The organism is Xenorhabdus sp. XBWT (assembly GCF_059072735.1).
Genome location: NZ_CM180990.1, coordinates 667,177 through 680,531 on the forward strand (window position 1 = coordinate 667,177; position 13,355 = coordinate 680,531).

6 protein-coding genes and 3 tRNA genes are annotated in these 13,355 nt (G+C 44.1%); 5 read left to right on the plus strand and 4 right to left on the minus strand.

Annotated features, from left to right (window positions below; translation table 11 throughout):
• Positions 1-11: 11 nt before the first annotated feature.
• The 3 genes from ptrA to recD are packed head-to-tail and all read left to right on the plus strand — an operon-like array spanning position 12 to position 8,496.
• Positions 12-2,915, plus strand: a complete 2,904-nt coding sequence (ptrA, locus tag AC5JQI_RS02935; RefSeq protein ID WP_493913680.1) for a pitrilysin — start codon at positions 12-14, stop codon at positions 2,913-2,915.
• Complete coding sequence (gene recB / locus AC5JQI_RS02940) at positions 2,912-6,613, plus strand: exodeoxyribonuclease V subunit beta (protein WP_493913681.1); 3,702 nt, start codon at positions 2,912-2,914, stop codon at positions 6,611-6,613. The genes ptrA and recB overlap by 4 nt, the downstream gene beginning before the upstream one ends.
• The gene (gene recD / locus AC5JQI_RS02945; protein ID WP_493913682.1) at positions 6,610-8,496 is read left to right on the plus strand and encodes an exodeoxyribonuclease V subunit alpha; all 1,887 of its coding nucleotides are present in this window, start codon (positions 6,610-6,612) and stop codon (positions 8,494-8,496) included. Before recB ends, recD begins: the two co-directional genes overlap by 4 nt.
• A gap of 6 nt (positions 8,497-8,502) precedes the next feature.
• Here recD and argA read toward each other — a convergent pair whose 3' ends face one another.
• Positions 8,503-9,837, minus strand: a complete 1,335-nt coding sequence (gene argA / locus AC5JQI_RS02950; RefSeq protein WP_493913683.1) for an amino-acid N-acetyltransferase — start codon at positions 9,835-9,837, stop codon at positions 8,503-8,505.
• 239 nt (positions 9,838-10,076) lie between these two features.
• On the opposite strand from argA, the gene amiC reads away from it, so the two are divergent.
• Positions 10,077-11,324: an N-acetylmuramoyl-L-alanine amidase AmiC gene (gene amiC, locus AC5JQI_RS02955; RefSeq protein ID WP_493913684.1), complete on the plus strand. Its 1,248-nt coding sequence runs from the start codon at positions 10,077-10,079 to the stop codon at positions 11,322-11,324.
• 161 nt (positions 11,325-11,485) lie between these two features.
• On the opposite strand, the gene AC5JQI_RS02960 is transcribed toward amiC, so the two are convergent.
• From AC5JQI_RS02960 to AC5JQI_RS02970, 3 genes are all read right to left on the minus strand, one after another.
• Positions 11,486-11,562 (minus strand) — tRNA-Met (locus AC5JQI_RS02960).
• A gap of 83 nt (positions 11,563-11,645) precedes the next feature.
• A tRNA-Met gene (locus AC5JQI_RS02965) sits at positions 11,646-11,722 on the minus strand.
• A gap of 140 nt (positions 11,723-11,862) precedes the next feature.
• Positions 11,863-11,939, minus strand: a tRNA-Met gene (locus AC5JQI_RS02970).
• Positions 11,940-12,165: 226 nt separating this feature from the next.
• Between AC5JQI_RS02970 and mltA the strand changes: the two genes are divergently transcribed.
• On the plus strand, positions 12,166-13,260 hold the full coding sequence (gene mltA / locus AC5JQI_RS02975; RefSeq protein ID WP_493913685.1) for a murein transglycosylase A: 1,095 nt from the start codon (positions 12,166-12,168) through the stop codon (positions 13,258-13,260).
• Positions 13,261-13,355 lie beyond the last annotated feature (95 nt).

Genomic DNA, 13,355 nt, shown 5'->3' on the forward strand with positions numbered 1-13,355 from the left:
AATATTAGGTTATGCCTAAATATATTATTCGCATCATGACGATGTTTTTTTTGTTATTTTTTGGGATAACGGCGTATGCACAGTCACCGTATTCAAAATCGTCATGGCAAGTGCTGCCGGATATTATTCATAAGAGTGATCGCGATCCTCGCCAATATAAAGCTATCCAATTGCACAATGGTATGACAGTTCTGCTGGTTTCTGATGAAAAGGCCATTAAATCATTAGCTGCGGTTTCCATTCCGGTCGGTCACATGGAAAACCCGGATAACCAACTGGGTCTGGCCCACTATTTAGAGCACATGGTATTAATGGGTTCCAATCGTTACCCTGACGCCGGCGGATTTACTGAGTTTCTGCAAAAACACGGGGGAAGTCATAACGCCAGCACGAATGCCAACCGTACGGCATTCTATCTGGAAGTTGAAAACGACTCTCTGGCAGAAGCGACTGATCGTCTGGCTGATGCACTTGCTGAACCTTTGCTGGACCCTGTGAATGCCGATCGTGAACGTCATGCTGTTGATAATGAAATGACCATTGCCCGTGCTGGTGAAGGTCATCGCATATGGCAAATTCGCTCTGAAACTCTCAATCCGGCTCACCCTAATGCCCGTTTTGCCGGAGGAAATCTAGAGACACTAAAAGATAAGCCTGACAGCAAGCTCCAGATGGCACTTGTTGATTTTTACCAGCGTTATTACTCTGCCAATTTGATGAAAGGGGTAATGTACGGCAATCAATCAATGGACAAACTGGCTCAGGTTGCAGCAGAAACGTTTGGTCGCATCCCGAACCGACAGGCTTCAGTGCCTGCCATTACGGTTCCCGCAGTGACGGATAAAGAAAAAGGTGTCATTATCCATTATGTGCCAGCACAACCCCATAAAACATTGCGGCTGGAATTTAGCATTGCTGACAACAGTGCCGATTTTCGCAGTAAAACAGACGCATATGTCGGGTATTTGATTGGTAATAATAATAGTCAAAATACCTTATCTGGTTGGTTACTGAAGCAAGGGTTAATTGAAAGTATCGACGCTGGGGCAAACCCCAAAACTGATGGTAACTCCGGTACATTTAATATTCATGTTTCGCTAACTGATAAGGGGCTTGAACAGCGCGATCAAGTCATCGCCGCCATTTTTTCTTACATTAACCTGCTAAAAAAACAGGGCATCAATAAAAGTTATTTCGATGAAATGACAAACGTCTTTAATTTGTCGTTCCAGTATGCGTCAATCGTGCGGAATATGAACTATATTGAAGGGGTATCCGATGCCATGTTGCAATTGCCCATTTCCCATGTGCTGGATGCAGGTTATGTTGCAGATACCTTCAATCCAAAAGCGATAGCTAGCCGTTTGGATGAATTAACGCCTGAAAATGCGCGCATCTGGTTTATCAGCCCAACAGAGCCACATAATAAAGAAGCCTACTTTGTGCAGGCTCCGTATCAAGTCAATAAAATTACGCCAACACAATTGGCTGAATGGAAAAAACTTGCACAAGGGGATTTATTCTCTTTGCCAGAGTTGAATCCCTATATTCCTGATGATTTATCCTTGGTGAAAACATCGGGTAGCCAAAAAAAACCTAAAATGATTTTGGAAAAGCCAAATGTTCGCTTGCTGTATATGCCAAGCCAATATTTTTCAGATGAACCGAAGGGAAGTATCATATTGGAGATGCGTAATCCTGATGGCATGAAGAACATTAAGGATCAGCTTGCAGATACGTTGTTTGTCTATTTATCTACGGCCGCCCTTGATCGGCTGAATTATCGGGCGTCTGTAGCGGGAATGGCGGTCTCAACAGATTATGCTGAAGGTTTGAGAATCCAGGCAGGTGGTTTTACGCAACATTTACCAGAATTGTTAACTTCCGCCATAGAGCAGTACATCTCATTTATACCAACTCAGGAGAAACTGGAGCAGGCGAAATCATGGTATCGGGAACAAATTGAAGTTGCCAATAACAGCAAAGCCTTCCAAATGGCCGTGCAACCCATTTCTCAACTTGCGAATGTGCCTTACTTCGAACAGTCTGAAAAACTGAAAATGCTGGATACCATTACTCTTGACGATATTGTGAAATATCGTCAGAAAATGATCCAACATGCAGCTTTACAGGCTATGGTCTTCGGTAATTTCACTGAGCAGCAGAGTATTAACATCATTGAAGCCGCACAGAAGCAGCTCGCCAATCAAGGGACCGTGTGGTGGACTGGCGAACACATTGTTATTGACCGTAATTATGCGGTTAATTTCAAAAAAATGGCGAGCAGCACGGATAACGCTCTGGCAGAAGTCTATATTCCAACGGGGTATGACCGTATCACGGGATATGTTTACTCCAATGTGTTGAGTAGCATTTTGTCACCGTGGTTCTTTGATCAATTGAGGACGACAGAACAGCTTGGTTATGTGGTTTCGGCCTCTAATTCAGGGATCGGTGAACAACTTGGACTGGGTTTTCTTGTGCAAAGTAACAGCAAACAACCGGATTACCTGCATCAACGTTATCAGGGCTTCTATCAACAGGCTGATAAAAAGCTTAAAGCGATGTCTGATGCTGAGTTTGAACAATATAAAAAATCGCTGTTAACAGAAATGCGTGAACCACCGCAAACCTTCTATTCAGAAGTGGCGCGCTATGAGGGAGACTTTGGACGCAATAACTTCAAATTTGATAAACGTGAGAAAATCATAGCAGCGATGGAGAAAGCCACCAAAGCGCAGGTTATTGCGTTTTATGAAAAAGCAGTGATTAAACGTCAGGGATTGGCGCTGATTTCCCAAATTACCGGGAAAAAAGGTTCGGCTCATCAATATGCGGAACTGAAAGGCTGGAAAACTTACAAATATGTGTCAGATTTCCAAAAACAATTACCGGTTAAGGTGAATGCTCAGTGAGCAAAGAAATACTAGGCCATGAAATATCAGGCCAGCAAGTACAGTCTTATAAACTTAACCCGTTAACACTGCCGCTGTACGGTCAGCGGCTTATCGAGGCTTCTGCCGGTACGGGCAAGACCTACACGATAGGTTTGCTTTATCTTCGTCTTTTACTGGGATTGGGCGGCTCTGCTGCCTTTTCCCGACCGCTGAATGTTGAAGAGATTCTGGTTGTTACTTTTACGAAAGCGGCAACAGATGAATTGCGCGGACGTATCCGTGAAAATATCCATCAGCTTCGTTTGGCCTGCATACGGGAAGAAATTGCGGTTAGCGATCCCACTTATCGGCAATTGCTGGATGAAATTCCAGACAGAGAAAGTGCGGCTAATTGGTTGTTGATTGCTGAACGTCAGATGGATGAAGCTGCGATTTATACCATCCATGGTTTTTGTCAGAGAATGCTGGTGAATAATGCATTTGAGTCCGGAGTACTGTTCGAGCAAACGTTGATTCAGGATGAAAGCCAGCTATGCAAACAAGGCTGTGCCGATTTCTGGCGGCGACACTGTTATCCTCTGCCATTGCCGATAGCAGGGGAGATAAGCAAAATATGGAGTGGGCCGGAAGCATTGCTGAAAGATATCTCCGATTATTTGTACGGAGATATGCCGTATATCGTCAACGCGCCTGACAGCAATGAAACGCTGTTTGGCCGCCATCAAAAAATCATTGAGAAAATTGATTCAGTAAAGTGTCAGTGGAATGAAGTGGCATCGGATTTACATGATTTGATAGCAAACTCTGATGTTGATAAACGTAGTTATACCAAAAAAAATCTACCTAATTGGCTAAATAAAGTTTCTGAATGGGCTAAATTACTCACTGAAGACTATCAGCTTCCTAAAGAATTGGATAAATTTTGCCAGTCACGCTTAATAGAAAAAACTAAAAAAGGTGAAGCCCCACAGCATCTGCTGTTTGAGGCTATAGATGATTTATACCAGCATCCGCTGACATTGAAAGATATCATCATTGCTAAAGCGATTATTGAAGTTCGACAGTCTGTTCAGCAAGAAAAGTTGATGCGTGGCCATATGGGGTTTGATGATCTATTGACGCGTCTGGATAGCGCCCTGCGGCATGAAAGTGGTGAGCAGCTTGCACAAGCCATCCGGCAACATTATCCCGTCGCAATGATTGATGAATTTCAGGATACTGACCCTCAGCAATATCGCATTTTTCAGGCCATATATCGTTGTGAGCTAGAAAGACCGTTATCAAAAGACCAGATATCAGAAAACCAGCCATCAGAAAATGGACTCTTGTTCATTGGTGATCCTAAGCAAGCTATTTATGCATTCCGTGGTGCGGATATTTTTACCTATATTCGCGCGCGTTCCAATGTGAGTGCCCATTACACATTGGAAACTAACTGGCGTTCTTCTGTGTCCATGGTACAGGCTGTCAATAAATTGTTTGCCCGCACAGAACATCCATTTTTGTTTGAACAGATCCCATTTGTTAATGTGAAGGCCGCAGAGAAAAATCATGGTCTGAAATTCACTTTACATGATGAAGAACAGGTTGCATTGCGATTTTGGTTACAACCCGGTGAGGGTGTTTCCAAAAGAGAATATGAACAAAGCATGGCCCGGTTGTGTGCTGCCCAAATTCGGGATTGGTTACAGGCTGGGCAAGATGGTAAGGCATTTCTGCATCGGGCTGAAAAAAGCCGCCCGGTTGTGGCGGCGGATATTACAGTGTTGGTTCGTGATCGTCGGGAAGCATCGTTGATCCGTCAAGAATTGAACACACTTAAAATACCGTCAGTCTTCCTTTCTAATCGGGAAAGTGTGTTTGATACGCCCGAAGCTAAAGATTTGCTTTGGTTATTGCAGGCGGTATTGGCACCGGAAAAGGCCCGAGAACTCAGAAGCGCGTTAGCCAGTAGTTTATTTGGTATGAGTGCGCAGCAAATCGATCAACTCAATCATGATGAAATTACATGGGATCGTTTGGTTGATGAATTTGATGGTTATGCCCGCATCTGGCGTTCCCGTGGTGTATTGCCGATGCTGCGGGCTGTCATGGTGAAATATCAGATAGCGGAAAACTTGCTGGCCGGGGATGATGGGAAGCGTCGTCTTACTGATATTATGCACATTGGTGAGTTATTGCAGGAAGCATCGCAGCAACTGGACAGTGAGCATGCCGCCGCCCGCTGGCTGGCACAACAGATTTCACGTCCTAACCCACAATCAGAAAACCAGCAACTACGACTGGAGAGTGATCGGCATCTGGTGCAAATCTGTACCATTCATAAGTCTAAAGGGCTGGAATATCCATTGGTTTGTTTACCTTTTATTTGTGGTTACAGGAAGCAGAAGCAGGCTGTTTATCATGATCGCCATAATTTTGAGGCCCACCTCAATATTTCCCATGACGATGAAACGTTGAAAGAAGCCCTGGAACTGGCTGATGAAGAACGCTTGGCGGAGGATTTACGTTTGCTCTATGTTGCATTAACGCGGTCGGTTTATCATTGTAGCGTTGGTGTGGCTCCGCTTATCAAAGGGAGCAGGGGGAAAGCGGGGGATACTGATTTGCACCTGTCTGCCCTTGGATATGTGTTGCAAAAGGGCAAGAAAGGCAATGTGGAACTTCTGGCAGGCAGTTTAGATGAACTGTCTGATAATAATATAGAGATTAAGCGGGTAGAGGAGACTGCGGATGCACAGTGGTGTTCACAAAGTGAAAATCATTTGTCTCTGGAGGCCAGAAGATTTCAACGTTCCATTCGGGATGATTGGCGGGTAACGAGTTATTCGGGTTTACAATATTCAGCTTCTCGCGCTGTTTCTCCGGTTACTTTTGATAATCGTGCCGGTGCACTTGGCGAGTCTGTGGATGTGATTGTGCAATCCATTTCGCCGAAACTGGATATTGATGCCTGTGGTGAGAAACAGGAAGAACAATCTTTGCAAATGACGCCGCACACTTTTCCGCGTGGGGCATCAGCGGGAACGTTTCTGCATAGTATTTTGGAAGATGTGGATTTTGGTAATCCCCCAGATCAGGCATCGTTGGCAGAAAAGCTGACGGCATCAGGTTTTGATGAAGATTGGGCTTCGGTATTGGAACAGTGGATAGACGATATTTTTAGAGCAAAGTTGAATGAGCAAGGAATGCAACTGGCTGATATTCCCCGTCAGCAACAGCAAAGTGAAATGCAGTTTTATTTACCCGTGGATAAGTTATTGCATTCAAAGGAGATGGATGCGCTGACACGCCGTTATGATCCCTTGTCAGCACAGTGTGCGCCGTTGGCCTTTCATCAGGTGAAAGGAATGTTAAAGGGGTTTATTGATTTGGTTTTTTGCTGGCAGGGTAAATTTTATGTGGTGGACTATAAATCAAATTGGTTGGGAGAAAGTAGCCAGTCATATACGCAGGAAGCGATGGCGAAAGCCATGATAGAACATCGCTATGATTTACAGTATCAGCTTTATACGTTGGCCTTGCATCGTTATTTGCGTCATCGGTTAGCCAGTTATGATTATCGGAATCATTTTGGTGGAGTCATATATTTGTTTTTGCGTGGTATTGATAAAGATAACCCCGGGCATGGTATTTATCACTACTTGCCGCCTTTTGAATTTATTGACGAATTGGATACCCTTTTCAGCGCTGCGGATGAGGAACAAAGCGTATGAATTCAATGAAGTCACTATTGCAACAAGCCGTAAGTCAAAAATTATTGCGTCCACTGGATGTGCAGTTTGCTTATGCGATGATTGAAGATGAAAATCCGCTGTTGTTGCTGATTACAGCTTTGTTGAGTACTGAATCGGGGGCAGGGCATGTCTGTTTGCCTCTGGAACGTATTGCACCAAAATATTTATTTGAGGGCCGGCAACCTGAGTTAGCGGCTTCACTTTGGTCTTTGGCAGGTGAGCCGGATCAGGCACAAATTGTTGCAGCTTTGCAGATATGTCAGGCAGTAAGTCGGGGCGATTCTCCGACACCGATGGTTCTTTCTCATCAAGGAAATGCGGATTACAGCTTGTATTTACAACGCATGTGGCAAAGTGAACGGCGTGTGGCGGATTTCTTTGCGTCTGTTGAGTTGGCTGATGCACTTGATGAAATTCAAACCCGCCGTATTTTGGATGAGCTTTTTGGTGTCACAGCCGAAGGGGAAATAGATTGGCAAAAAGTTGCAGCCGCGGTTGCTGTGACGAGCCGTATTTCAGTTATTTCCGGTGGTCCGGGAACCGGAAAAACCACTACCGTGGCTAAGTTGCTGGTCACCCTGATAAAGCTGCATGAAGGACAGCAATTAAGCATTCAACTGGCTGCACCAACCGGCAAGGCAGCGGCCAGGTTGACTGAATCGCTCAGGGATGCGGTAAAGAAACTTGCGTTGACGCCGGAACAGTGGCGCAGCATTCCTGAGCAGGCGCAAACTATTCACCGTTTACTGGGTGCACAACCAGATAGCCAAAAACTGCGTTATGGCCGCGATAATCCTCTTTCCCTTGATATTTTGATCATTGATGAAGCTTCAATGGTGGATTTACCGATGATGGCACATTTGATTGATGCTTTGCCGCCACGGGTGAAAGTGATTTTTTTGGGGGATAAAGACCAGTTGGCGTCGGTTGAAGCTGGCGCTGTATTGGGTGATATCTGCCGTTTTGCAGAACAGGGGTACAGCGCTAAACGTGCAGAACAGTTGGGGCAATTAACCGGATGTCAGTTAACGTCTTATTCTGTACCTGATTCAGACAACAAAGTTTCCGCAGTGCGGGATTGTTTATGTCTGCTGCGCAAAAGTTATCGCTTCAATTCGGCTTCTGGCATTGGGCAGCTGGCATCGGCTGTTAATCAGGGAGATCGTAAAGGGGTCTCCGCGGTGCTGAATCACGCTTTTCCTGATGTTTATTTCAATCCGCTTTCAGTGGATGAAGATTATCAGCGTTTGCTGACTGAAACAGCTTCTGGCTACTATCAATATCTGACAATGGTGAATGAAGGGGCATCAGAGAAAGCAATTTTGGCGGAGTTTAATCGTTTTCGGTTATTGTGTGGATTAAGAGAAGGGCCATTTGGCGTTGTTGGGCTGAATCATCGACTGGAGCAATTATTGCACAGAAAAGGTGTTATCACTTTATCTAATAATGTGGAAAACCGTGGCTATGCCGGGCGCCCGGTCATGATATTGCGTAATGACAGTACGCTTGGGCTGTTTAACGGAGATATCGGGATTATGCTCAGAAATCAGGATAATGAACTGAAGGCTTACTTTCAGTTATCTGACGGACAGATTAAAGGGTTTCAGCCAAGTCGCCTGCCTCAGCATGAAACTGCGTATGTGATGACTGTACATAAATCTCAGGGATCAGAATTTGAACATACCGCATTGGTATTACCGACTCAATACTCGCCGATAGTCAGTCGGGAATTGGTGTATACCGCGCTGACCCGGGCGCGGGAAAAGTTGACCATTTATGCTCACCGGCCTGTTTTGGATAAGGCAGTTGCCACAACAACCCAGCGCCGGAGCGGATTAGCAGCATGGTTCAACCCGCAGTGAATAAGATTAATGATTCTGTAAATCTAACATTAAGATTTTGGAACGGCGCTGATAGTTATACAGCGCTTGTTTCTCTACGGGTAGCATATCGATCTCTGCGGGTTCAAAACCTTTTTCCTGAAACCAATGAATACTGCGGGTTGTGAGTACGAAAAGTTTTTCCAGCCCTATTTGCTTGGCTTGGGCGGAAATAGCATTTAGCAGGATTTCACCTCGGGAAGAGTTCCGGTAGTCTGGATGCACGGCAACGCAGGCCATTTCCCCGATTTTTTCATCAGAGTAAGAATATAGTGCAGCACAGGCGATAGTGACGTTATCGTGTTCTATCAAAGTGAATTTGTCTATTTCCATTTCCAATTGTTCCCGCGAGCGGCGAACCAAAATACCATGCTGTTCCAATGGACGAATAAGCTCAAGAATGCCCCCGATATCATTAATATTGGCACGGCGGATTTGTTCGGAGCGTTCCATTACAATTTGGGTTCCGATACCTTTGCGGGAAAATAGCTCCTGAACCAGCGAACCATTTTCCTGATAGCTGATCAAATGACTGCGGCGCACTCCACGGCGGCAGGCTTTGATAGCCCCCCTTAAGAAGCGAACAGTTCCTGAATAGTGTTCGTCAGCTTTTTCCAATTCATGCAGACGGAATTCCCCTTCGCTGGGAAAAAGTTCTGATAAGGTGTTGTTTTCAGCATCAAGTACGCCCTGTGACGAGCAAAAGCCGATTAATTTTTCTGCTTTTAATTTGATTGCCAACTGTGTTGCGACTTCTTCGGATGTCAGGTTAAAACTTTCTCCCGTGACGGAAACGGCAACTGGCCCAATCAGCACAATCGCGTTATTGTCTAATTGCTGGTTGATGGCTTCTTCATCAATGCGGCGGATCTTGCCACTGTGGTAATAATCAATGCCATCATCGATCCCTAAAGGCTGGGCGATAATAAAATTACCACTAACCACTTTAATATGGGCGCCCTGCAATGGTGTATTACTCAGGCTCATGGAAAGACGTGCAGTAATATCCAATTGTAACAACCCCGCGACTTGCTTAACGAGATCCAATGTTTTGGTATCAGTCACTCTGGTATGTTTGTGATAGACCGACAGGCAGTTATGCTCCGCAATATTTTGTTCGATCTGTGGGCGAGCGCCGTACACGACGATTAAACGAATACCTAGATTATGCAGCAATCCAATATCGTTAATGATGTTGGAGAAATTTTCATGGGCGATAGCTTCACCTCCCAACATAATGACAAAAGTCTTTCCCCGGTGTGCATTGATATACGGAACCGATTGCCGGACGATTTCAACCAATTCGGTACTGTTTTCTTTCATCAAACCCTCTCAGAATGAATTTTTATGCGTATTTTATGTATTTTTATTCCTTTTGATAGAAAATGGCAAGAGGAAAAATGGATAAAAATAACGTTATTATTTATATTGATATAAATAGATTGAGAGAGCATAAAATGCTTTTTTTGATGACAGCGATTCTCTAATTAATTAGAGTCTCCGCCTAACGATTATTTTTAGCAAAAATTACTGAGTTTGGCTGTTTTTAAATGGAATAAACGATGAGTCATTCAGACTATAATTCTTCACGTCGCCGTCTGCTGAAAGGCGCAGCAGCTGTATGGTTATTAAGCGTTAGTCCAATAGGTTATGCAGCAAACTCAAAAGTAATTGCTGTCCGTATTTGGCCGGCATCAAGTTATACCAGAGTGACGTTGGAGTCTAGTATTCCACTTAAATATCGCCAATTCTCACTTTCAAATCCCAACCGTATTGTCATTGATTTACAGGGTATCCAGATCAATAGTGTCCTGAGCCGTATGGGAGCACAGGTTCAGCAGCGTGATCCCTACCTGAAATTGGTGCGGGCAGGGCAATTTGATCCCAAAACGGTGCGCTTGGTATTTGAGATTAAACAGCCTGTTGCTCCACACATTTTTACGCTGCCGCCGATTGCGAAATTTAAGCATCGCTTGGTATTAGATCTTTATCCTAAAAAGGCAGCAAATGTGGATGATGATCCTTTACTGGCTTTGCTTGAAGAGTACAACAGCGGGGATTTGGAAAAGCATTTGCCTGCGAAGGCGCGTAAACCCGGTAAGGCAGGAAAAGATCGGCCGATTGTGATTATGCTCGATCCCGGTCACGGTGGCGAAGATTCGGGAGCCATTGGGAAATACAAAACCCGTGAAAAAGATATTGTGTTGCAAATTGCTCGTCGTTTACAGGCTCTCATTAAACGTGAACCCGGCATGAAAGTTTATATGACCCGTAATGAAGATGTATTTATTCCTTTGAAAGTGAGGGTAGCAAAAGCCCGCAAGATGCGCGCTGATCTATTTGTTTCTATTCATGCAGATGCCTTTACAAATCGATCTGCGCGGGGTTCATCGGTATTTGCGCTTTCCACTAAGGGAGCGACCAGCAATACCGCCCGATTTTTAGCTCAGACTCAGAATGAGGCTGACTCGATTGGGGGAGTCAGTAAAAGTGGTGATAAATATTTAGATCATACTATGCTGGATTTGGTTCAAACCGCGACGATTAACGATAGCCTGAAATTTGGTGATGAAGTGCTCAAGCGGATGGGGAAAATTAATAAATTGCATAAAAATAGCGTCGATCAGGCGGGGTTTGCGGTATTAAAAGCGCCAGATATTCCTTCTGTTTTAGTGGAAACTGCATTTATTAGTAATCTGGAAGAAGAACGTAAACTGAAAACAGCAAGATTCCAGCAACAAATAGCAGAATCTATTTTTGCTAGTATTAAGGCTTATTTTAAAAATGGTGCCGAATTAGCTCGGCGGTGAAATATCCGCCTTGAATAAATTCTATGAAAAGCTATTGCTAAAAGTAACAACCTGCAATCAGTTTTAACTATTTTTATTGGGAAATCTAGAGAGTTTGTATAAGTAATAAACAAAATTCTAAGGGATTCGGATACAACGGGAATAGATGTATTAAGAAAAGTTGGTTGCGGGGGCCGGATTTGAACCGACGACCTTCGGGTTATGAGCCCGACGAGCTACCAGGCTGCTCCACCCCGCGTCCGTCTATTTGCAAACTTGATTATCAATAGTGTTCGTTACTAATGATCAGTGCAAATACTAAATAATGACATCGTAAAAAATTGGTTGCGGGGGCCGGATTTGAACCGACGACCTTCGGGTTATGAGCCCGACGAGCTACCAGGCTGCTCCACCCCGCGTCCGTCTATTTGCAAACTTTGATTATCAATAGTGGGCAAATACTGAATGATGACATTCTTTATTATCAGATTTTTACTTTCTATACATATATGCTGACTATATCAGTAATAACACTATCAGCAATAACACTGTATAAAATTGGTTGCGGGGGCCGGATTTGAACCGACGACCTTCGGGTTATGAGCCCGACGAGCTACCAGGCTGCTCCACCCCGCGTCTGATGTCGGCACACTATACTCTTGAACGACGCCGTTGCAAGCTTTTTTGTTGATATTTACTGAATTTATTTGCTTTTTGATGAAATATTGGTCTTGTTGTTTTGTTTTTGCTCGTTATGGCCTAATAAAGCAGGGGTCTATTTTTTTCTAACTACATTTCATTATTTATTAGCGTTTGATATTGTTCATCGCCGAATAATGATGGTTGGAGATAGGGCGTAAATATGAAACTCTGGGGCAAATATCTTTTATGTGGGTTTGTCATTTTATTATTATCGGGATGTCATCGACCGACCGAGCAAGGACAACAGTATAAAGATGGTCACATCACCCAAGATCTTCAACTGGTTAATACTCCCAATGCTCAAGGGTGGCCTGTGAATGCCAAGGATTTTGCCACTCAAGTTAATTTCATCAGTAAATCTTCTCCTCGCCTTTATAACAATAACCGCGAAACATTTGATGCTATCAAGAATTGGATGTTGTCTGGTGGTGATACCCGTTATTTAAATGAATTTGGGTTATCAGCTTACCAAATGGAAGGTCAAGATAATTATGGTAACGTGAAATTTACCGGTTACTACACCCCCGTTTTGCAAGCGAGGCATATTAAGCAGGGGAAATTTAAATATCCGTTGTACAGTATGCCACCTAAATCGCGTTTCGGGTTGCCAAACCGTGCAGCAATATACCATGGAGCGTTGAATAAAAAATTTATCATCGGGTACAGCAATTCCCTGATGGATAATTTTATGATGGAAGTGCAAGGAAGTGGCTATGTCGATTTTGGTGATGGTCAGCCATTGACCTTTTTTGGTTACGGGGGGAAAAATGGACATCCATACCGCAGTATTGGCAAGGTACTGATCGACCGTGGAGAAGTACCCAGCCAAAATATGTCAATGAAAATGATTCGCCAGTGGGGAGAAAGGAATAGTGAAACCGAAGTAAGAGAGTTATTGGAGAAAAATCCTTCATTTGTGTTCTTTAAACCTGAACCCTATACCTTTGTGCGAGGAGCCAGTGCGGTGCCTCTTGTGGCAAAAGCGTCTGTGGCATCCGATAGATCGTTGATCCCTCCGGGAACTGCGCTGTTGGCGGAAATACCTGTGCTGGATAATATGGGTAAATTTACCGGACAGTATCGAATGCGCCTGATGGTGGCACTGGATGTTGGTGGCGCCATCAAAGGGCATCATTTTGATATCTACCATGGTGTTGGTGATAAAGCCGGAGAAATGGCCGGTTTTTATAATCACTATGGCCGTGTTTGGGTATTGAAGAAAGCCTCATCTGGTTTTTTGGCGGCAAACCAGTAATATCCCCTGATTCAAACAATTAATCGATAACCTATCTCGACAGAGATATCCCGATGGATTTCGAGTTACAGCATGGCGGTAAGGGAGCAAATCCA